This is a genomic window from Rhizobium sophoriradicis, assembly GCF_025200795.1.
In the GTDB taxonomy this organism is placed as follows: domain Bacteria; phylum Pseudomonadota; class Alphaproteobacteria; order Rhizobiales; family Rhizobiaceae; genus Rhizobium; species Rhizobium sophoriradicis.
Map to the genome: position 1 here is coordinate 448,362 of NZ_CP104152.1, position 19,227 is coordinate 467,588.

General features: G+C 61.9%; 20 protein-coding genes. 11 read left to right on the top strand and 9 right to left on the bottom strand.

Annotated elements, in window-relative coordinates; all coding sequences use genetic code 11:
* Window positions 1-92 precede the first annotated feature (92 nt).
* Both glcF and N2597_RS02140 read left to right on the top strand, forming a co-directional pair.
* The gene (gene glcF / locus N2597_RS02135; RefSeq protein WP_096762665.1) at window positions 93-1,403 is read left to right on the top strand and encodes a glycolate oxidase subunit GlcF; all 1,311 of its coding nucleotides are present in this window, start codon (window positions 93-95) and stop codon (window positions 1,401-1,403) included.
* 46 nt (window positions 1,404-1,449) lie between these two features.
* The gene (locus N2597_RS02140; RefSeq protein ID WP_183597397.1) at window positions 1,450-1,890 is read left to right on the top strand and encodes a hypothetical protein; all 441 of its coding nucleotides are present in this window, start codon (window positions 1,450-1,452) and stop codon (window positions 1,888-1,890) included.
* A gap of 122 nt (window positions 1,891-2,012) precedes the next feature.
* Here the strand turns inward: N2597_RS02140 and N2597_RS02145 are convergent, their stop codons facing one another.
* From N2597_RS02145 to N2597_RS02155, 3 genes are all read right to left on the bottom strand, one after another.
* Window positions 2,013-2,687, bottom strand: a complete 675-nt coding sequence (locus tag N2597_RS02145; protein ID WP_039623027.1) for an outer membrane protein — start codon at window positions 2,685-2,687, stop codon at window positions 2,013-2,015.
* A 122-nt stretch (window positions 2,688-2,809) separates the two neighbouring features.
* On the bottom strand, window positions 2,810-3,496 hold the full coding sequence (locus N2597_RS02150; RefSeq protein ID WP_039618071.1) for a L,D-transpeptidase: 687 nt from the start codon (window positions 3,494-3,496) through the stop codon (window positions 2,810-2,812).
* A gap of 135 nt (window positions 3,497-3,631) precedes the next feature.
* Entirely contained in the window at window positions 3,632-4,378 is a 747-nt protein-coding gene (locus N2597_RS02155; protein WP_039618072.1) for a L,D-transpeptidase, read from the bottom strand.
* A gap of 228 nt (window positions 4,379-4,606) precedes the next feature.
* Here N2597_RS02155 and N2597_RS02160 point away from each other — a divergent pair, with 228 nt between their 5' ends.
* Both N2597_RS02160 and N2597_RS02165 read left to right on the top strand, forming a co-directional pair.
* Window positions 4,607-5,236, top strand: coding sequence for a DNA-3-methyladenine glycosylase I (locus N2597_RS02160; protein ID WP_096762663.1), 630 nt, complete (start codon window positions 4,607-4,609; stop codon window positions 5,234-5,236).
* Window positions 5,233-5,739 carry a hypothetical protein gene (locus N2597_RS02165; RefSeq protein WP_096762662.1) on the top strand — a complete coding sequence of 169 codons (507 nt, stop codon included), beginning with the start codon at window positions 5,233-5,235 and terminating at the stop codon, window positions 5,737-5,739. Before N2597_RS02160 ends, N2597_RS02165 begins: the two co-directional genes overlap by 4 nt.
* Before the next feature lie 12 nt (window positions 5,740-5,751).
* Here the strand turns inward: N2597_RS02165 and N2597_RS02170 are convergent, their stop codons facing one another.
* The gene (locus N2597_RS02170; protein WP_096762661.1) at window positions 5,752-6,456 is read right to left on the bottom strand and encodes an HAD family hydrolase; all 705 of its coding nucleotides are present in this window, start codon (window positions 6,454-6,456) and stop codon (window positions 5,752-5,754) included.
* Window positions 6,457-6,710: 254 nt separating this feature from the next.
* Between N2597_RS02170 and N2597_RS02175 the strand changes: the two genes are divergently transcribed.
* Window positions 6,711-7,760: an aldo/keto reductase gene (locus N2597_RS02175; RefSeq protein ID WP_039618080.1), complete on the top strand. Its 1,050-nt coding sequence runs from the start codon at window positions 6,711-6,713 to the stop codon at window positions 7,758-7,760.
* A 146-nt stretch (window positions 7,761-7,906) separates the two neighbouring features.
* On the opposite strand, the gene N2597_RS02180 is transcribed toward N2597_RS02175, so the two are convergent.
* Entirely contained in the window at window positions 7,907-8,656 is a 750-nt protein-coding gene (locus N2597_RS02180) for a hypothetical protein (protein WP_096762660.1), read from the bottom strand.
* Window positions 8,657-8,794: 138 nt separating this feature from the next.
* On the opposite strand from N2597_RS02180, the gene hisS reads away from it, so the two are divergent.
* From hisS to hisG, 3 genes are all read left to right on the top strand, one after another.
* Entirely contained in the window at window positions 8,795-10,318 is a 1,524-nt protein-coding gene (gene hisS, locus N2597_RS02185; protein WP_183597395.1) for a histidine--tRNA ligase, read from the top strand.
* 174 nt (window positions 10,319-10,492) lie between these two features.
* Complete coding sequence (locus N2597_RS02190; protein WP_096768715.1) at window positions 10,493-11,614, top strand: ATP phosphoribosyltransferase regulatory subunit; 1,122 nt, start codon at window positions 10,493-10,495, stop codon at window positions 11,612-11,614.
* Window positions 11,611-12,306: an ATP phosphoribosyltransferase gene (gene hisG / locus N2597_RS02195; protein ID WP_183597393.1), complete on the top strand. Its 696-nt coding sequence runs from the start codon at window positions 11,611-11,613 to the stop codon at window positions 12,304-12,306. The genes N2597_RS02190 and hisG overlap by 4 nt, the downstream gene beginning before the upstream one ends.
* A gap of 79 nt (window positions 12,307-12,385) precedes the next feature.
* On the opposite strand, the gene N2597_RS02200 is transcribed toward hisG, so the two are convergent.
* Window positions 12,386-12,799, bottom strand: a complete 414-nt coding sequence (locus tag N2597_RS02200; protein WP_183597391.1) for a DoxX family protein — start codon at window positions 12,797-12,799, stop codon at window positions 12,386-12,388.
* Window positions 12,800-13,002: 203 nt separating this feature from the next.
* Here N2597_RS02200 and N2597_RS02205 point away from each other — a divergent pair, with 203 nt between their 5' ends.
* Window positions 13,003-13,713: a glutathione binding-like protein gene (locus N2597_RS02205; protein WP_183597389.1), complete on the top strand. Its 711-nt coding sequence runs from the start codon at window positions 13,003-13,005 to the stop codon at window positions 13,711-13,713.
* Window positions 13,714-13,893: 180 nt separating this feature from the next.
* On the opposite strand, the gene N2597_RS02210 is transcribed toward N2597_RS02205, so the two are convergent.
* The 3 genes from N2597_RS02210 to groES all read right to left on the bottom strand — a co-directional run bounded on the left by N2597_RS02210 (window position 13,894) and on the right by groES (window position 17,037).
* Window positions 13,894-14,340, bottom strand: a complete 447-nt coding sequence (locus N2597_RS02210) for a hypothetical protein (protein WP_183597387.1) — start codon at window positions 14,338-14,340, stop codon at window positions 13,894-13,896.
* Between the two features lie 691 nt (window positions 14,341-15,031).
* Window positions 15,032-16,669, bottom strand: coding sequence for a chaperonin GroEL (groL, locus tag N2597_RS02215; RefSeq protein WP_038687103.1), 1,638 nt, complete (start codon window positions 16,667-16,669; stop codon window positions 15,032-15,034).
* Window positions 16,670-16,740: 71 nt separating this feature from the next.
* Window positions 16,741-17,037 (bottom strand): co-chaperone GroES, encoded by a 297-nt coding sequence (gene groES, locus N2597_RS02220; protein WP_004675403.1) that lies wholly within the window; start codon window positions 17,035-17,037, stop codon window positions 16,741-16,743.
* Between the two features lie 335 nt (window positions 17,038-17,372).
* Here groES and N2597_RS02225 point away from each other — a divergent pair, with 335 nt between their 5' ends.
* Both N2597_RS02225 and N2597_RS02230 read left to right on the top strand, forming a co-directional pair.
* Window positions 17,373-18,221 carry a TIGR01459 family HAD-type hydrolase gene (locus N2597_RS02225; protein WP_096762654.1) on the top strand — a complete coding sequence of 283 codons (849 nt, stop codon included), beginning with the start codon at window positions 17,373-17,375 and terminating at the stop codon, window positions 18,219-18,221.
* Window positions 18,222-18,235: 14 nt separating this feature from the next.
* Window positions 18,236-19,219 (top strand): bifunctional riboflavin kinase/FAD synthetase, encoded by a 984-nt coding sequence (locus N2597_RS02230; protein WP_096762693.1) that lies wholly within the window; start codon window positions 18,236-18,238, stop codon window positions 19,217-19,219.
* Window positions 19,220-19,227 lie beyond the last annotated feature (8 nt).

Below are 19,227 nucleotides of genomic sequence, written 5' to 3' on the forward strand. Positions count from 1 at the left end.
TCTTCTCGTTTTTGTCCCGAGTGCGGCCCCCTCATCCGCCCTTCGGGCACCTTCTCCCCGCTGGGGCGAAGGGGGCACCGGAGGCCGCGTAAATGCAGACCAACTTCACCCCCGCCCAGCTCCTCGACCCCGATGTCGCCGGATCGGAAAAAATCCTGCGCAAATGCGTCCATTGCGGCTTCTGTACCGCCACCTGTCCCACCTATGTGACGCTCGGCAACGAGCTCGACAGCCCGCGCGGACGCATCTATCTCATCAAGGACATGCTGGAAAACGGCCGTCCCGCCGATGCCGAGGTCGTCACCCATATCGATCGCTGTCTCTCCTGCCTTGCCTGCGTCACCACCTGTCCTTCCGGTGTCGACTATATGCATCTGGTCGATCACGCCCGCGCCCATATCGAAAAGACCTACAGGCGCCCGTTCATGAACCGGCTGACGCGCGCCATTCTGGCCGCCGTGCTGCCCTATCCCGGCCGGTTCCGCCTGGCGCTCCGTCTCGCCCGTCTCGGCCGCCCTTTCGCTGGCCTGATGCGCGGCGCGGCACTCAAACCCTTTGCCGCCATGCTGGCGCTGGCGCCGCGGCGCCTGCCCGCCGCCTCGCATCTTTCAAATCCCGGCACGTATAGACCCGAGGCGGAGCGGCGCGGCCGTGTGGCGATCCTGACCGGCTGCGCCCAGCCGGTGCTTGATCCCGCCATCAACGCGGCGGCGATCCGGCTCCTGACGCGGCTCGGTATCGAGGTTGTGGCGCCTGAAGGCGAGGTCTGCTGCGGCTCGCTGGTCCACCACATGGGCCGCGCCGAACAGGCGCTCGAAAGTGCGCGGATCAACGTCGACATATGGACGCGCGAAATCGAGACGCAGGGGCTCGATGCGATCATCATCACCGCTTCAGGCTGCGGCACGACGATCAAGGATTACGGCCACATGCTGCGCCTCGATCCCGCCTATGCGGCAAAGGCGGCCAGGGTCTCGGGGCTGGCGAAGGATATCACCGAATATCTGGCAACGATCGAGCTGCCGGCCCATATGCCGAGGGGCATTACAGTCGCCTATCATTCCGCCTGTTCGATGCAGCACGGTCAGCGCATCACCCTTGCGCCGAAATCCTTGCTGAAAGCGGCGGGCTTTACGGTGCGTGATCCGGCCGAAGGCCATCTCTGCTGCGGCTCGGCCGGCACCTACAACATCATGCAGCCGGAGATCTCGGCTGCGCTGAAGGCGCGCAAGGTCAGGAATATTGAAGCGACCAAGGCCGAGATCATCGCCACCGGCAATATCGGCTGCATCACCCAGATCGCCACCGGCACCGCGATCCCGATCCTCCATACGGTCGAGCTGCTCGATTGGGCCTATGGCGGCGCTATGCCGGAAAAATTAACAGGTTTGCCGTTAGGCTGAAGAGAATGCAGCGGACCCATCCGGGCCGCTCCCGGGAGGTTGGGCGATGTGGCGGGGAATGATTGTATTTGCGGGACTGCTTGCTGGGGCAGGTGCGGCCCATGCCGACAGCCGTCTATTCTGTTCCGCCGATGATGCGCAAGCGCGCTTCACTCTTGAAAGCGGCTTTGCAAGCGACGCCGGTCACCGGCTCAACCATTTCCGCGGCGCGCTTATTGTCAAGGATCCCGCCCAAGTCCCGACCTTTTCGAAACGTGTGTTCGAATCCCAGCATCTGAGCAATCACTGGTCGCGCGATGGCGAGCTGCTGCTGGAAGTCTTCGATGAGGGCGGTGACGATACCGAAGGGGCAACGCTCGATCTGGTGGTGGTCGCCGGCCAACGCGGCAAGCCGGCAGCGAATTTCAGCGGCACCTATTCGCTGACGATCGAAGGCGGCAGCAAACCTTATGCCGCCGAGGGCAAGGTCAGCTGCGGCACGAAATAGAGCAATTTCAGGAAAAGTGTAAGCGGTTTTCCGTCCGAAATTGCGCCCAAACAAAAAGTTAGAGCGGTCCTGCGTTCATGAAAATCAGGACCGCTCTAACGCCGCAGCAGAAATTCAATTCATTACCAGTGGAACGAGACGCCGACATTGACGGCGTTGGTGAAGATGTTGGTCTTCAGTCGGTCGCCGCTGTCGATCGGAACGTCGATGCGCGAATAGGTGCCCTTGTATTCGACGAAGGTCGACCAGCGCTCGGTTACCTTGAAGTCGACGCCGGCCTGCGCCTGCAGCGTCACGCCGCCGAATTCGTAAGCCCAGGTCTTGCCCTCGGGGCGAATCACTTCGACATGCGGAATGTTCACGCCGATACCGGCGCCGAGATAGGGCGTCCAGCGGCGGGCCGGATCCTGGAAGCGATAGAGCCCGTTCACGGTGAGCAGGTTCAGGCCGTCGGTGAATTCGAAATGCGACCAGCCGGCCTTGGCGAGCGTGTCGTCGTCGGCATAAACCTTGTCATGGGTAAAATCGAGCGAGATACCCCAGTTCGGCTTGTTGAAATCCTCGAGCCACCAGGTGACGCGAGCGCCGTAATAGGGCGGCGCGCCGAAGGATTTGCCTTCCCAGCCGGCGGTGAAACTCGTGCCGTCCGAGACGTCGACGCCGCTGTGCGGCGCGGTCTGGTAACCGCCGTAAATGGAGAATTGTAGATCTTCCGCCGAGGCGGAAGCTGCCGAACAGAATGTGAAAAACGCGATGCCCGCAAGCAGGGAGGCGGAAGAACGCAGCGCATATGTCATTGAATAGCCCCGATATTGCAAATATGTCGACTCTTAGGCACCTCTGCCAGCTTTCCGCCGCAAAGTCCAAGAGAAATAAAAGGCGCTTCTAAAAAGCGCCTTCGTTTTTTATCAGGTGTTGCTCAGCCGCCGAACATGGTGCGCAGCACGTCGATGCCCCTGTCCTCGAACGCCACCTTGCCCTGCTTATTGCCGGGGCCGATGACGATCACCTTGGTGCCGACGGCGGCGCGATCATAAAGATGCATCACGTCCGCGTTCATCATACGGATGCAGCCGGAAGACATGTTGAGGCCGATCGTCCAGGGCTGGTTGGTGCCGTGGATGCGGAAGATGGTGTCGCGGCCGCCCTGATAGAGATACATGGCGCGGGCGCCGAGCGGATTGTCCTCGCCGCCTTCCTGGTAAGCAGGGATGATGTGGCCTTTGGCGGCTTCGCGGCGGCGCATTTCGGCCGGCGGCGTCCATGCCGGCCATTCGGCCTTGCGGCCGATCTTGACGATACCCGACCAGCCGAAACCGTCACGGCCGACGCCGATACCATAGCGAGTGGCCCGGTTGTTGCCTTCAACGAGATAGAGATATTTGTTGTTGGTATCGATGATGACGGTGCCGGCTGCTTCCGTCGTCACCAGGCGCACTTTCTTGCGCTTGAACTGCGGCTTCACATATTTCGGCATCTGCGCAACGCGCACGACCTGAGCCGGGCGCTGTGCGTTGTCGGAGCCGGCCGGGGCTGCGAAGGCGGACGTGGACATCAAGGACAGAACAAGTCCGGCCGCGGCCAGACCTGGCATCAATTTGATCATGATCGATTCCCCTCAAGCAAATTCGCCCGAAGCTACATGAACTTCTGCCCAATTCAAGATCGGCCCGGCCGGATAAAGCAATTTCGGCGAAAGAAGCCGCCTGTTCTTGCGGCTTCCAAGATAATGTATGTGCCGTTACATGACGATGACGCGGGTTCCGACGCTGACGCGGTCATAAAGATCGACGACGTCTTCATTGCGCAACCGGATGCAGCCGGAGGAAACGGCGCTGCCAATCGACCAGGGCGCGTTGGTGCCGTGGATGCGGTAAAGCGTCGAGCCGAGATACATGGCGCGGGCGCCGAGCGGATTTTCCGGGCCGCCGTCCATGCGCGCCGGCAGGTAGTGACCCTTGGCGGCTTCGCGGCTGATCATCTGGGCAGGCGGCGTCCAGTCCGGCCATTCCTGCTTGCGGGTGATCTTATGGGCGCCGGCCCATTCGAAACCGGGCTTGCCGACGCCGACGCCGTAGCGCCGCGCCTTACCGCCTTCCATCACCAGGTAGAGAAAGCGGTTGTTGGTATCGATGACGATCGTGCCGGGCTTTTCCTGGGTGTCGTAGTCGACCGTCTGCGGCAGGAATTGCGGCTCGATCGGATGGCGGATCGCCGGGATGCCGGGATTGATCACCGAGACGGTCTGCGGTGCCGGCCGCGGCGCCTGACGAATGACGCGGCGCTGGAAAAGGCCGCGCTGCTGCGGCTGGACGACCGGCCGCTGGTAGACCACGGGGCGAACCTTGCCGCCGAGCTGGTTGATCCACGGCGCCGTCAGGTCGGGGCTGAGCACGACAGGCGGGCGGGTGGCGTAGCGGTCGTCGGCAAGGGCGGCCGTGGTGAAGGCGCCGAAGAGGGCTGCGGCAAGAACAAGCTGTTTCATCATCGGACGGACTCTCTACAAATGGCCGAAAATGGTTTGGCGGGACATGTCCGCCCGATGAGACGCTGCCACCTGATCCGCCAGCGAATGGTAAAGATCGATTCCTGAAAAGCCGACCGATCGCATAAACTTTTCGTCAGGGTTACCGTTCGGTTTGGAAAGACGGTTGGCAAATGGTAAAGCCGGAATCAAGACCGGAAAACGAAACGGCCCCCGGCAGAATGAAGGATCATGAGCGCGACTGGCATCATCATCGGCGAGGACGGCAAGAGCCGCTGCCACTGGCACGCCAATCTGCCCGATTATCTCAAATATCATGACGAGGAATGGGGCCGTCCTGTTACGAACGACATTCGCCTCTTCGAGAAGATCTGCCTCGAAGGCTTCCAGTCCGGCCTTTCCTGGCTGACCATCCTGCGCAAGCGGGACAATTTCCGTGCTGCCTTTGCCGGCTTCGATTTCGACAAGGTGGCGCTATTCGGCGAGGCGGACATCGATCGCTGCCTAGCCGATGCCGGCATCATCCGTCATCGCGGCAAGATTGTCTCGGCCGTTAACAATGCCAAGCGCGCCATTGCGCTACGAGACGAATTCGGCTCGCTCGCCCATTATTTCTGGCGCTACGAGCCCGGCCACAACGAGCGGCCGGCGGTAGTCGACCGCGAGCATATCGTCGCCAATCCGACGACGCCGACCTCAGTGGTCATCTCAAAGGATCTGAAGAAGCGTGGCTGGACCTTTGTCGGCCCGACCACAGTTTATGCTTTCATGCAGGCAATGGGTCTCGTCAATGATCATCTCGAGGGCTGTTACTGCCGCCCCGAGGTGGAGGCGATGCGCGCCGCCCTGGTTCGACCATGAAAGATCTGTCCGTGAAAACAACGATTGCTGCCCTCGTCCTGTTCTTTCTGCCGATATCAGCCATGGCGCAGACGCCGCAGCTCGATCCCGGCGAGAAGCTGGAGAAGCTGCAATTCCCGGCGGTCACCATGCAGCTCAAGGGCTGGACGAAATTCGGCAACAGCCATGTCTACACGCTGCCGGTACGCGCCGGCCAGCACATCAAGATCAGCTTCGCCACCAAGAGCAAGTTCGCCTTCCTGGCGATTTTCGACCTGTCGAAGCCCGATGACGAGGCCTTCTTCGGCACCGACGAGGACGGCATGGATTTTCAGACGACGGTCAAGGAAAACACCACCTGGCTGCTGCGTCCCTATTATTCCAAGGTCTCGCCGCGCCGCGGCCTTGGCGCGCCCTTCAGCATCCTGATCGAGCCTTTGGCTGCCGCCCCGCCGCAGCCGAAACCGCCGGCCGAGCCCGAGCCGCCGTCGCTGTTTCCGAAGGCGCCGCCCAAGCCGCAATAGGGCAGGGCCCGGCTATGCTAGCCGGTCGATCAGCTCGCGCAACTCGCCGAGATGGCCGATCTTGCGGAAACGCGGCGCTTCCGTCGGTTCGTCCACATGTTCCAGCACCCAGGTGAGTTCATGCGGCACGAAGACGCCGTAGCTGCCGGCGGCGATCGCCGGCACGATATCCGACTTCAGTGAATTGCCGACCATCATCGCCCGCTCCGGTCCGTCGCCGACCTTGGCGAAGATGCGCCGATAGGTGACGGCTGTCTTGTCGGAAACGATCTCGACGGCATCGAAGAAGTCGCCGAGGCCGGATTGGGCAAGCTTGCGCTCCTGGTCGAAGAGATCGCCCTTGGTGATCATCACGAGCAGATATTTGCCGGCAAGCGCCTCCAGCGTGTCGCGCGCATGCGGCATGGTCTCGACCGGATGGGAAAGCAGGTCGCGGCCGGTATCGAGGATCTTGGCGATGACGCTCGAGGGAACCTTGCCCTCGGTGATTTCGATCGCCGTCTCGATCATCGAGAGCGTAAAGCCCTTGATGCCGAAGCCGTAATGGCGAAGGTTGCGCTTCTCGGCCTCCAGCAGCCGCTCCGAAATCTTCGGCCCTTCGGCGAAATCGGCAAGAAGCTCGGTAAATTGGGCTTCCGTCAGTCGGTAATATTGTTCGTTCTGCCAAAGCGTGTCGTCGGCATCGAAGCCGATCGTTGTCAGTCCTCGCGTCGTCACATGCGCACCTCTTGAACTATGGCAGGCAATTTATCGGCCGCCTGTGTCGAGACAAGGGCTGCAGCCAGAGAAGGGCGTTCGCTTCCGATGCGGCAGGCTGCCGCGTTGAAAAGCGCTGCCGTCGCACTACATCGAATTGGCCTCACCCTGCAGCCAGCCACGGCTGTGCCTGTCGCGCGCAGGCCAATAATCAAAAAATGAAGTTCTGAAGTTCGCAAGCCCCCTTGCGGCAGACACAAAGGATTTTTTCGACCATGCGTTACAATCAACTCGGAAATACCGGACTTTTTGTCTCGGAAATCTGCTTGGGCACGATGACCTTCGGCGAGGCCCAACAGGGCAGCATGTGGGGCGCCATCGCCGATGTCGACCAGAAGGCCGCCGACCGGATTGTCGAGCGCTCGCTGGCGTCAGGGGTCAATTTCATCGACACGGCTGACGTCTATTCATCCGGCGAATCCGAAAGGCTGCTCGGCCAGGCGCTGAAGAACCTCGACGTACCGCGCAAGGATGTCGTCATCGCCACCAAGGTCTACGGCGTCATGGGCGACAAGCCGAACGACCGAGGCGCCTCGCGCGGCCATATCATGGATTCCGTCGAGGCGAGCCTCAAGCGGCTGCAGACGGATCACATCGATCTCTATCAGATCCATGCGACCGATACGGTGACGCCGATCGAGGAGACGCTGCGTGCGCTCGACGATCTCGTTTCCCGCGGCCTCGTGCGCTATATCGGGGTCTCCAACTGGCAGGCCTGGCGCATTTCCAAGGCGCTCGGCCTCTCCGAACGCCGCGGCTTTGCCCGCTTCGAGACCGTGCAGGCCTATTATTCCATCGCCGGCCGCGATCTCGAGCGTGACATCGTGCCGATGATGCAGGAGGAAAAACTTGGCCTGATGGTCTGGTCGCCGCTGGCTGGCGGTCTCTTGTCCGGCAAATATGGCCCCGGCGCGCCAGGCAACGGCGAAGGCCGTCGCGCTAGCTTCGATTTCCCGCCGGTTGACAGGGACAGGGCCTGGGCCTGCGTCGCCGTCATGCGCGAGATCGCCGAAAAGCACGGCGCCGGCGTCGCCACCGTCGCGCTCGCCTATATTCTCGCCAAGCCTTTCGTCACCTCAGTCATCATCGGCGCCAAGCGTGTCGATCAGCTCGACCAGAATCTCGCCGCCGTCAAGCTGAAGCTCGACGACGACGATATGAAAAGGCTCGACGAGGTGAGCGCTCTTGCCCCCGAATATCCGGGCTGGATGCTGTCGCGACAAGGCGCCGGCCGCCGCCCGGCCGATTTCGAGCCGAAGGACTGAGATCGCCGGTGCAGCGCCACTGCTGTCCGGGCCCGGAAACCTGCCCCTCAGCCTAACCCTTGCCGGGGTCGAGCCACTGGTCTCGACCCCGGTTGGTGGCGGCAGCCGGTTGAGGGGCTGCTGGTCGAGCACCGGTCATATCTAGATCACCAGGCCGCAATGACCTTGTGCTCGATCCGGTAATCCCGGCTCTCCTCGCCGAGCGGCGCGACCGGCCATGTCCAGGTGGCTTTCGCCGGCGGCGGCGGAACGCCGTGCAGCAGGTCGGCCTGCTCATGCGTCTTGCCGTTGCGGTCGATGATGGCATAGCCGATGTCGGTCACCAGGCAATGGCGGCAGGCTAGACCCGAAAGGCCTGCCAGATGCGCCGAGATCAGCCTTTCCACTGTATCGGCAGGCATTCCGGCCGCCTCGGCTTCGTAGCGCCGTTTCACGCCGCGGCCGATCTGCGACAGGAGATTGGCCGAAACCACGAAATCGAGATAGGGCACCGTGCGCAGGAAGCCGAGCGGTTCCGGCTCAACGCCTGCGGCGAGCGCGTCATAGCCGGAAAGATCGCGTTCGATCAGCCGGATATTGCGATGGGCCTTGGCCGATAGCCGCACCGAGGCGAGATGGACGAGATCGACCAGAACGACCGTGTCGAACGCTCGCGCCAGTTCCTCGATCGGCACGTCGCGCAGCAGGCCGGAGCCGAGCACGACGGCGGTCCGCTTCTGCCTGAGATCGGCCGCCGCCGAACGGATCGCATTGCGGCTCATCTCTTCATGTTCGGCCCAGTCGCGAGCGCAACGCCCGGCCCGCGACCAGAGATTGACGGAATAACGGACGAACTTTCGATGCCGCTTGCCGGTCAGCGGCCATGTCGCGGCATAGAGAAGCGCTTCAGCGATCATGATGCATATCCCCGCGTTTCGGATGGCTACCCTCGTTCCATCGATTCTGGCAGCGACATCAAGACCCCTGCGCCCTTGCCGCTCCCCGCCCAATCCGCTAGGACACCGCCACTGTCACAGTCAGCGGAATTCCCGGAAATGAACGACAAGCAGAAGAAACCGCAAAAGCTCAAGGCCCGCCTGCCGCGCGGCTTCGTCGACCGGACGGCCGGCGATATCCGCGCCGTCAACGAGATGACGGCAAAGATCCGGGAAGTCTATGAGCATTACGGTTTCGACCCCGTGGAAACGCCGCTGTTCGAATATACCGATGCGCTCGGCAAGTTCCTGCCCGACAGCGACCGGCCGAACGAGGGCGTCTTCTCGCTGCAGGACGACGACGAGCAGTGGATGTCGCTGCGTTACGACCTGACGGCGCCGCTCGCCCGCCATGTCGCCGAGAATTTCAACGAGATCCAGCTGCCCTATCGCACCTATCGCGCCGGTTACGTCTTCCGCAACGAGAAGCCGGGCCCGGGCCGCTTCCGCCAATTCATGCAGTTCGATGCCGATACCGTCGGCGCGCCGGGCGTCCAGGCCGACGCGGAAATGTGCATGATGATGGCCGATACGCTTGAAGCCCTCGGCATCAAGCGCGGCGACTACGTCATCCGCGTCAACAACCGCAAGGTCCTGGACGGTGTGCTCGAGGCGATCGGCCTCGGCGGCGACGACAAGGCCGGCCAGCGGCTGAACGTCCTGCGCGCCATCGACAAGCTCGACAAGTTCGGCCCGGAAGGTGTGGCACTGCTGCTCGGCCCCGGTCGCAAGGATGAATCCGGCGACTTCACCAAGGGCGCCGGCCTCGACCAGGCGCAGATCGACAAGGTGCTGTTCTTCGTCGGCATCAAGGACTATGCCGAAAGTGCTGCGCGCCTCGGCGAGCTGGTTGCCGGAACCTCGAAGGGCGGCGAAGGTGTCGAGGAGCTGAATTTCATCGGCGCGCTGGTCAAGAGCGCCGGCTACCAGTCCGACCGTATCAAAATCGATCCCTCCGTCGTTCGCGGTCTCGAATACTACACTGGCCCGGTCTATGAGGCCGAACTGAGCTTCGACGTCACCAACGAAAAGGGCGAAAAGGTCGTCTTCGGTTCGGTCGGCGGCGGCGGTCGTTATGATGGCCTCGTCTCCCGCTTCATGGGCCAGCCGGTTCCGGCGACGGGCTTTTCGATCGGCGTCTCCAGGCTGATGACGGCGCTGAAGAACCTCGGCAAGCTCGGCGCCAGCGAAGTGATCGAGCCGGTGCTGGTGACCGTCATGGACGGCGATGTCGAGGCGATGGGGCGTTATCAGAGGATGACGCAGCAGCTGCGCGCCGCCGGCATCCGCGCCGAGATGTTCCAGGGCAACTGGAAGAAATTCGGCAACCAGCTGAAATATGCCGATCGCCGCGGCTGCCCCGTCGCCATCATCCAGGGCGGCGACGAACGCGCAACCGGCGTCGTGCAGATCAAGGATCTGATCGAGGGCAAGCGGCTGTCCGGCGAGATCGAGGACAATGCCAGCTGGCGCGAAGCCCGCGTGGCGCAGGAAACGGTGTCAGAGGCCGACCTTGTCGCCAAGGTGAAGGAGATCCTTGCCGCGCAGGCGGAGGATCGGAAGAGGGCGGGCGATGCGCAATAAACCCCTCCCCAACCCCTCCCCACAGGGGGGAGGGGCTTTACTTGGCGCCGGTGTGCCCAACTCAACATTTGCTTCATCGGAGGTCCTCTCGATTTCGTTCGACGACCGCCGCGAGTTAGTCCCTCCCCCTTGTGGGGAGGGGTTGGGGAGGGGACTTTTCCCAGGAGCGACACCATGCCCCTGATCAACCTCCCCGAATTCGCGAGCGACCTGCTTTCCGAATTTGACGCCCGCAAGGCCGAGCGCATCGATACGCCGGTCATTCAGCCGGCCGAGCCGTTCCTCGACATTGCCGGCGAGGATCTGCGTCGCCGCATCTTCATGACCGAGAGCGAAACCGGCGCCAGTCTCTGCCTGCGTCCCGAATTCACCATCCCCGTCTGTCTGCGCCACATCGAAACGGCGACCGGCACGCCGAAGCGTTACGCCTATCTCGGCGAGGTCTTCCGCCAGCGCCGCGACGGCGCCAATGAATTTTATCAGGCCGGCATCGAGGATCTCGGCGATATCAACATACCAAGCGCCGATGCCCGCGCCATCGGCGATGCCACCGGCATTCTTGCCCGCCTGCTGCCGGGCCGGCGCCTGTCGGTGACATTAGGCGACCAGGCGGTTTTTGAGGCGGTCGTTCAGGCGCTCGGCCTGCCGCTCGGCTGGCAGAAGCGGCTGATCCATGCCTTCGGCAACATGACACAGCTGGAGGCGCTGCTGGCCGGCCTCGTCAGCCCGCAATTCGTTACCGGGCTGGACGACGATATCGCAAGGCTTATCGCATCAGGCGACGAACAGGCACTGATCGCCCATCTCGAGCAGGAAATGCAGGCGACGGGCTATTCGACCAATGCCAGCCGCTCGCCGCTGGAGATCGCCCGGCGGCTCAAGGAAAAGCTTATCCTGTCCGAAACGCGTCTCGACGATGCGGCCTTCCATGTGCTGGAAGAGTTCCTGTCGCTGCAGGTGCCGCTCGTCAATGCGTCGGCGGCGCTGGCCGGTTTTGCCGATGCCGCCGGCTTGAAGCTCGGCAATGCGCTCTCCCGTTTCAATGGTCGCGTCGGCGCCCTTGGCGATGCCGGCGTCGATCTGTCCTGCCTCGACTATCGCGCCGCTTTCGGGCGGCCGCTCGATTACTACACCGGTCTCGTCTTTGAGGTGACGGTAGAGGGATCGACGTCGGTTCTGGCAGGCGGCGGCCGCTTCGATAAACTCCTGACCTTCCTCGGCGCGACGGACCGCATTCCGGCCGTCGGCTTCTCCTTCTGGCTCGACCGCATCGAAACCGAAAGGGCAGCCGCATGACCATCACCATCGCGCTTCCCTCCAAGGGCCGGATGAAGGACGATGCCTCGGCGATCTTCGAGCGGGCCGGCATGACGATTACGGCTGTCGGCAACGACCGCTCCTATCGCGGCCGTGTCGAAGGCTGGGACAATGTCGAAGTGGCCTTCCTTTCGGCCTCCGAAATCTCCCGCGAACTCGGCAACGGCACCGTCGATTTCGGTGTCACCGGCGAGGATCTGATGCGGGAGGGTTTTGCCGAGATCGACAAGCGCGTCGAATTCTGCGCCCGCCTCGGCTTCGGTCACGCCGATGTCGTCGTTGCGGTGCCGGAGATCTGGCTGGATGTCGAGACCATGGCCGATCTCGGCGATGTCGCGGCCGATTTCCGCGCCCGCCATGGCCGGCGCCTGGCGATTGCCACTAAATACTGGCGGCTGACCCAGCAGTTCTTCTCGAGCCAGCACGGCATCCAGCTTTACCGCATCGTCGAAAGCCTCGGCGCCACCGAAGGGGCGCCTGCCTCCGGCTCGGCCGATATCATCGTCGATATCACCTCCACCGGCTCGACGCTGCGCGCCAACCACCTGAAGGTGCTCCAGGACGGCGTCATACTGCATTCGCAGGCCTGCCTGGTGCGCGCCCGCAAGGATAGCCATGCAGATGACCCGGTCGTGCAGGCGATCGTCGACGCGGTGCGCGCCGCGCTCTGATCTCCGCCGTCAATGCATAAGAGAACCCGCCGTCAATTCAATGACGGCGGGTTTTGCATGCTTGGGAGGATTCGTTCTATCAGGCAGGCGCATAGGCGCCGCGGCGGGCGTCAATCGAATAGGCACCGGCACCGACGGTGGCGAGCAATATATACGCGCCGGCAAGCGTGATGTTCTTCATGACCATGATCTGGTTGAGAATATTCACGAGTTCCGCGCCACTTGCGTAGGGCAGATGGAAGGCAACGGCCGTGAAGACACAGAAGCCCGCGAGCAGCCAGCCGGCAATGCGGACCTGGAAGCCTGTGAGAACCGCAAGGCCGGCGAGCAGTTCGAAAAGGCCTGCGACATAGGCCAGGAGAGTTGCTGCCGGCAGGCCGGCACCGGCGATCATGCCAGCAGTACCGGCAGGATCGCTTAGCTTCATGAAGCCGGAAAGGACGAACATGAAAGACAGAAGAATGCGGGCAATCAGGATAAAGGCGTTCGACATGGATGTTGCTCCGTTGAATGGCTTCTCAAGATCTTGGTGCCCCCGGGCACGCTGTGGATCTCTGATATCCCTATCTCGCCTATTTCCTTCGTTATGCAAAGATAGACGGAAGGGGACACTTCGTTCAATAATATGAAACGACGACCTCGCTTGCTTTTCGAGAGCCTCGTCTCCTATGGTCGGCGCCCAACATGGAGACTCCGATGGCAGATCTTTCCGCATTTCCGATCACGACCCGCTGGCCGGCGAAAAATCCCGACATCATCCAGCTCTATTCGCTGCAGACGCCGAACGGCGTGAAAGTGTCCGTCGCCCTCGAAGAGCTCGGTCTCGCCTATGAGCCGCATTATGTTTCCTTCGACGCCAACGAACAGAAGTCACCGGAATTCGAATCTCTCAATCCGAACGGCCGCATTCCGGCGATCATCGATCCGAAGGGGCCTGGGGGAAAGCCGATCGGCCTTTTCGAATCCGGCGCCATCCTGCTTTATCTCGCGGAAAAGACCGGCAAGCTCATCCCTGAGGATGGCGCCGGTCGCTACGAATGCATTCAGTGGGTGTTTTTCCAGATGGCCGGCATCGGCCCGATGTTCGGTCAGTTCGGCCATTTCTACAAATCCGCCGCCGATAAGGTCGCCAACAATTCCTATCCGGTGGAGCGCTATCGCGATGAATCCAAACGGCTGCTCGGCGTGCTCGAAGGCCGGTTGAAGGGCCGTCAGTGGATCATGGGCGATCAGTATACGATCGCCGATATCACCACCTTCACCTGGGTCCGCGGCGCCGACATCTTCTATGGCGGCCGCGAGGTCCTCGACTATGCGAGTTTCCCCGCCGTTTCGGATTGGCTGGAACGCTGCATCGCCCGTCCAGCAAGCGCCCGGGGCCTCAATATCCCGGTCAAGCCGGAGTAGTTGACGGCAAGAGATCGCCGCCTGCCCCTCATCCGCCTGCCGGCACCTTCTCCCCGCACGCGGGGCGAAGGGGATATGCCGCTACCTCTCCGTACCTACTTACCTCGCGCAGGGCGCGTCCCCTCTCCCCGTTTTTACGGGGAGAGGGTTAGGGTGAGGGGCAGCCATTCCCGCCGGATACTATTGCCGGTTAGTGATCTGCCTTGCGCCTTCGAGCTTGAAACGCGGAAAGACGAAGACGCCAGCCAGGCTGCCGCTGTATTTCTCCTCGAGCCCGTTTGACTCGCCCATGCAGAATAGCGGCTGGCGCAAGCCGTTCGGCATGATGATCGTCGTCGAAAAGCAGAAGGAGGAGCAGTGTGTTGCCGCCTGTTCGAACAGTTCCAGCACGTGACTGCGATCTCCGGAATCGTAGCATCGTATCAGGTTCAGCAATCCGCATTCCTCTGCGGAGAGGCCGTGCAGCATGGCGCTCCACTTGCCGAGACGAAGCACGCCGCTCGACAGATCGCAGGTCCAGCTTTCGGATACGGAATACTGCGCCAGCATCTCGTGCTGTTGATCGTTGTCGTTCATCGAGCCGGGTAGCAACGGCACGGCTGCATTGGCTTTGGCAATCTTAAACACGCGCGTTCCCTCGTTCGCATGCGGCTTCTCCGCCGCACGCTCGGCAAACACAAGAAACAGGTTTATGCAGCAGCGGGCATAATGCCCGCGCCCATACCGGCGATCATTGCCGCGGCCATCCGGACCTCCGAACCGGAGCCCTTCGAACCGACTGTTGTGGCATCGCCGTCCGCGCTCGTCTGACAGCGAAAATGATCGCCGGGCGCACTTCAATTGCAGCGCGGATTTATAGGAGCTTTTGCACAAACGGCAACGGCTTTTTAAGGGGTGTTCGGATCGAGATCCTGTCGGCCTATAGGCACTTTTGGACAGAACAGAGCCCAAATTTCAGCGCTTTTCCCACGTTTCACCCCACTTGGCGGGAGATATATCGCCGTAAGGCGGCGACCGCGCGCATCTTGCGTGGAGAGAAAAACAAGCAGCGGCGCAAGCCTCGGGAAAGCTTGGCCGTCCGGCAAATGCGCTGCACGACACAAAATAGCGCGCAACGGATCGAATCGCTCGAAGGAAGTTCGTGGCAAAAGAAAAAGGGCGACCCGAGGGCCGCCCTTCCTGTTCCGGATGCCGGAATGAGTGCAGGCTTTCGCCTATCACATCATGTCCATACCGCCAGTTCAGCGCGCTCGATGCGCTGAACCATCTTAGATGATGGGCGGATTCATGGACGATGCTGTGAAAGGCCGTTGGCCTATCACATCATGTCCATACCGCCCATGCCGCCCATGCCGCCCGGCATAGCCGGAGCGTCCTTCTTCGGCAGCTCGGCGATCATGGCTTCGGTAGTGATCAGCAGCGATGCAACGGAAGCGGCATCCTGCAGGGCGGTGCGAACGACCTTGACCGGGTCGATGATGCCCATGCCGATCATGTCGCCATATTCGCCGGTCTGGGCGTTGTAACCCCAGTTGTCCTGATCCTTGTCGAGGATCTTGCCGACAACGATCGAGGCTTCGTCGCCTGCGTTCTCAGCGATCTGGCGGGCCGGAGCCTGCAGCGCGCGGCGAACGATGTTGACGCCGGCTTCCTGGTCGTCGTTGATGCCCTTGGAGGTGATCTTGACGGAGGAGCGCAGCAGGGCAACGCCGCCGCCCGGTACGATGCCTTCCTGAACGGCAGCGCGCGTCGCGTTGAGGGCGTCGTCGATGCGGTCCTTCTTTTCCTTGACTTCGACTTCGGTCGAACCGCCGACGCGGATGACGGCAACGCCGCCGGCGAGCTTGGCAAGGCGTTCCTGCAGCTTCTCGCGATCGTAGTCGGAGGTGGTCTCTTCGATCTGCGCCTTGATCTGGGCAACACGGCCTTCGATGTCGGACTTGGCACCCGAACCATCGACGATCGTGGTGTTTTCCTTGGAGATCGAAACCTTCTTGGCGCGGCCGAGCATGTCGAGCGTGACGGATTCGAGCTTGATGCCGAGATCTTCGGAGATGACAGTGCCGCCCGTCAGGATGGCGATGTCTTCGAGCATGGCCTTGCGGCGGTCGCCGAAGCCAGGGGCCTTGACGGCAGCGATCTTCAGGCCGCCGCGCAGCTTGTTGACGACGAGCGTTGCAAGGGCTTCGCCTTCGACATCTTCAGCAATGATGAGGAGCGGCTTGCCGGTCTGGACGACGGCTTCGAGAACCGGGAGCATCGACTGCAGGTTCGAGAGCTTCTTCTCGTGGAGGAGAATGAAGACGTCTTCGAGGTCGGCAACCATCTTTTCCGGGTTGGTGACGAAGTAGGGGCTGAGGTAGCCGCGGTCGAACTGCATGCCTTCGACGACTTCGAGTTCGGTTTCGGCGGTCTTGGCTTCTTCAACCGTGATGACGCCTTCGTTGCCGACCTTCTGCATGGCTTCGGCAATGTCGAGGCCAACCTGGCGCTCGCCGTTTGCCGAGATCGTGCCGACCTGGGCGACTTCTTCCGACGTGTTGATCTTCTTGGCCTTGGCCTGGAGATCCTTGACGACTTCGGCGACGGCGAGATCGATGCCGCGCTTCAGGTCCATCGGGTTCATGCCGGCGGCAACGGCCTTGGCGCCTTCGCGAACGATCGCCTGGGCAAGAACGGTTGCAGTCGTGGTGCCGTCGCCGGCGATGTCGTTGGTCTTCGAAGCAACTTCGCGGACCATCTGGGCGCCCATGTTTTCGAACTTGTCTTCGAGTTCGATTTCCTTGGCGACGGAAACGCCGTCCTTGGTGATGCGCGGCGCGCCGAAGGACTTGTCGATGATGACGTTACGACCCTTCGGGCCGAGCGTGACCTTGACTGCATCGGCGAGAATGTCGACGCCGCGCAGCATCTTTTCGCGCGCGGTGCGGCCAAACTTGATTTCTTTAGCTGCCATGTTTGTGACTCCTGAATTCGATTTGTTCGGGCAAAAGCCCGTCAGTCATTTCGGGAAAGCGGATCGGCCAATCAGCCGATGATGCCCATGATGTCGGCTTCCTTCATGATCAGAAGGTCTTCGCCGTTGATCTTGACTTCGGTGCCGGACCACTTGCCGAACAGCACGCGGTCGCCAGCCTTGACGTCGAGTGCGACGACCTTGCCGGACTCGTCACGAGCGCCGGAACCGACGGCGACGATTTCGCCTTCCTGCGGCTTTTCCTTGGCGGTGTCAGGAATGATGATCCCGCCCTTGGTCTTCTCTTCGGACTCGACGCGACGAACGACGACGCGGTCGTGAAGCGGACGGAAATTGGTGCTTGCCATTGTCTAATCCCTCGATCGAATGACATTCGCGGGCCGGAGTGGCCCACATGGATAGGTGTTAGCACTCCCTTGCGGTGAGTGCTAGCGACGTGCATTTAGGGATGGCTCCGAAAGGAGTCAATGATAGCAATCACGAATTTTTGTGCCGGAATTGTGAAGAGGCCGGAGAAATGCCGGAGATTTCGGCCGAACTCTCTGTCGCGGCCGAGCCTTGCCGATCACGCGCCGGATTGTCGCGACTGAGCTTTGTGGTGGCTGATGGCGAAGAAAATGCCTTGCCATCGTCCTGCGCCTTTGCAATGTCACCGGTGACTGCAGCAACTCGGGATATTGGAATGGCCAAGCGGATAGAAACCTTCTCTGAGATCACGGATCGCTATGATGTGGTGCTCTGTGATGTCTGGGGCGTCGTTCACAACGGCGTCGATCCGTTCCCCAAGGCTGCCGCGGCCCTTCAGGCCGCCCGCGAGAGAGGCCTCGCCGTCGTCCTCATCACCAATTCGCCGCGCCTTTCCTGGCAGGTCGTCGAGCAGTTGCTTCATATCGGCGTGCCTGACATCGCCTTCGACAGGATCGTCACCTCGGGCGACGTCACGCGCGGGCTGATTTCCGAGGGACCGAAGACGGTCTTTCTGCTCGGCCCCGAGCGTGACAAAGCGCTTCTCGAAGGCATCGGCGTCGAGCGGGTGCCGGCAGGCGAAGCGCGATCGCTCGTCTGCACCGGCTTTTTCGACGATGAGACCGAGAAGCCGGAAGATTACACCGACATGCTTCTGGATTTTCAGGCGCGCGAAGTGCCGATGATCTGCGCCAATCCCGACCTCGTCGTCGAGCGCGGCCACCGCATCATTCCCTGCGCCGGCGCCATGGCCGCCTATTACGAGCAGCTCGGCGGCAAAACCCGCATCGCCGGTAAGCCGCACCGGCCGATCTACGAGGCGACGCTGGCCGCTGCCCGCGAACTTCGCGGCGATGTCCCCACTGAGCGCGTGCTGGCGATCGGCGACGGCATGCCGACCGATGTCCGCGGCGCCTTGAATTTTGGCCTCGACCTTCTCTACATCAGCGGCGGGATCCACGCCAAGGAATACACCTTGAACGGCGAAACCGACGAGGCAATCCTCAACGCCTACCTCGAACGGGAAAACGCCGCGCCGAAGTGGTGGATGCCGCGCCTTGCATGAAGAGAAGCCAGCCGATGACCGTCTTCCACCGCAATGAAACCCGCGATCCCTTGCCCGCCCATCTCAAGGGCGGGGTGATCGCCATCGGCAATTTCGACGGTGTGCATCGCGGTCATCAGTCGGTGCTGAACCGCGCGCTTGAGATCGCCAGGGCGCGCGGCGTCCCCGCTCTAGTGCTGACCTTCGAGCCGCATCCGCGCACCGTCTTCCGGCCGCAGACGCCGGTGTTCCGCCTCACACCCGCGCCGCTCAAGGCCCGCATCCTGGAAACGCTGGGGTTCAACGCCGTCATCGAATATCCCTTCGACTACGAATTCTCGCAGCGCTCGGCCGATGATTTCATCCATTCGATCCTGAAGGATTGGCTCGGCGCCTCCGAAGTCGTCACCGGCTTCGATTTCCACTTCGGCCGCGGCCGCGAAGGCGGTCCGGCCTTCCTGATGAATGCCGGCCAGACCTACGGCTTCGGCGTCACTCTGATCGATGCCTTCCGCGACGAAAACGCCGATGTCGTCTCGTCGAGCCATATCCGCGCGTTGCTGAAGGATGGCAATGTCAGCGAAGTCGCCGGCATGCTCGGTTACCGCTATACCGTCGAGGCGGAGGTGATCGACGGCGAAAAACTCGGCCGGCAGCTTGGCTTTCCCACCGCCAACATGCGCCTGCCGCCGGAGGCCGAGCTTGCCGCCGGCATCTACGCCGTCCGCTTCCGCCGCCAGGACGGAACGCTCCACGACGCGGTCGCAAGCTACGGCCGCCGCCCGACGGTGACGGAAAATGGCGCGCCGCTGCTCGAAACCTTTCTTTTCGATTTCAGCGGCGATCTCTACGGCCAGCTCTGCGCCGTCTCCTTCTTCGGCTATATTAGACCGGAGCTGAAATTCGACGGCCTCGATCCGCTCGTCGCTCAGATCAGGCGCGACGAAGAGGAGGCGAGGGCGCTGCTGGCGGGTGTCAAGCCGCTCGGAGACCTCGACCGGAAGCTTTGCTTTTCCTGAGCCACGGT